1 protein-coding gene is annotated in these 1663 nt (G+C 31.3%); it reads right to left on the reverse strand.

The features are described 5' to 3' along the window. Positions 1-169: 169 nt before the first annotated feature. The gene (locus ACESSZ_RS16395; protein ID WP_117548514.1) at positions 170-1486 is read right to left on the reverse strand and encodes an ISL3 family transposase; all 1317 of its coding nucleotides are present in this window, start codon (positions 1484-1486) and stop codon (positions 170-172) included. Positions 1487-1663: the final 177 nt, after the last annotated feature.

Genomic DNA, 1663 nt, shown 5'->3' on the forward strand with positions numbered 1-1663 from the left:
GGGGCTCTAAATTAACGTAGGGTTTAAAGAAAAAACGCTCTAAATTATCATAGGGTTTTCCTATGAAGAAGGTAGGCTCTAAATTAATATAGGGTTTCAAAAAGGCAGTAGAAATGTTAGAAAATGAACATTTCGCTGCCTTTTATAATAGTCAAACAACAATTAATCATTATTTTTTATATTTTCCTCGTTTATGTCCTTTCATTTTTAATGGTACATCATAACCAGCCATATTAGGTTTGGCATTTTTGTTCATACAATACATACACCGATTTCTAAATCTAGCGAAATTAACATAGCCATTACCTGTTTTCTTAATGAGTTTAACGATAGAATTTCGAGATTCCATGATGCCATTCGATAAACGCTTACCATTTACTACAATAAATGAATTAATGATTTCATCATGCCAATTATTCAACATTTTGATTATCTCGATCATTTCAGAAATATTACAATCTCTTACTTCTTTCATGAATTCATGGAAGTCATGTTCCGCATTATCGTGATCACTAACCATGTTGAAACATAAGTATAGATTTTTAAATTCATATGCTGTTCTGAGCTCAGGCGATATGTTTAATAGTAGATCAAGAAGCTGCGGGTAATTGATATATCTTCGTAATCGTTTGTTATACCTGCGTTTATTTTCTCTTACTTCACCCGTAAGTAATAACCAATGAAAGTTTTTAAGCAGATAATAATCTATACAATCACTTTTTTTGCCTTTCATGATACGTATTCTTACCTTGTCTAATGCAGTATTGATATTTTTAATAACATGGAATGAGTCAACTGCAATAACAGCGTTCTTTAGTTTCATGTGGACAACATCACGATAAACACTATACATATCTATAACGACATACTTAACATTATTTCTTTCTTGAATAGGGATTCTATCAAAGTAATTCAAAAGAGAATATTTCTTTCTGTCAGGAAGCATATCGACCATTTCATGAGATAAAAAATCCAATAGAATACATACATATTTACTGTGGTTGTCCTTTAAAGCATATACCTCATCAATACAAATGATTTCTGGTAAAGGACTTTTAGGTATCCGTACATATAGATCAAATATCTCTTGTGCTTTGGTAGGAGATATGAAATTATGTCTGGCGACACTGGCAAAAGTAGCATTTGACTCTTTCAATTCATGTAAAACATTAAGAACGGTAAGATTACTGACAGAATGACCTAAGGGAATAAAAGGATTCTTCTCATAAAAAGTTTTTCCACAGTTATCACAAACAAGACGTCGAGCTCGATATTCAATTAAACATTTTTTTTGATTTAAAGCAGAATGTTTGATACGTTTTAATTTGTATTCTTTGATATGAGATGTAGAAGTATTACAAATAGGGCAAGAACAAGGAAAAGACTTTAAAGTTAAACAGATTATGAGAACATCGTTTTCAACATAGGAAGAAAGACTTGATATGGAATCTTGGGATAGATCGAGAAAATCTGATATAATATCCATAGTGGGAAACCACTCCTTTCGCTAAATGTTGTTTGACGATTACATTGTACAGCGAAAGGTTTTATTTTTATAAGAATGAACAAAAAGATTGACCCTACAATAATTTAGAGCCAACCTTTTACGAAACCCTATGATAATTTAGAGGTATCGCTTATCCCTACGATAATTTAGATATCC

It is taken from the genome of Eubacterium sp. 3_1_31 (genome assembly GCF_964249515.1).
GTDB classification, from domain to species: Bacteria; Bacillota_I; Bacilli_A; order Erysipelotrichales; family Erysipelotrichaceae; genus Longicatena; species Longicatena caecimuris.

Excerpts from the sequence above, each read along its gene's own strand:
- ACESSZ_RS16395 (WP_117548514.1), bottom strand. The coding sequence starts at position 1,486 with ATGGATATTATATCAGATTTTCTCGATCTATCCCAAGATTCCATATCA.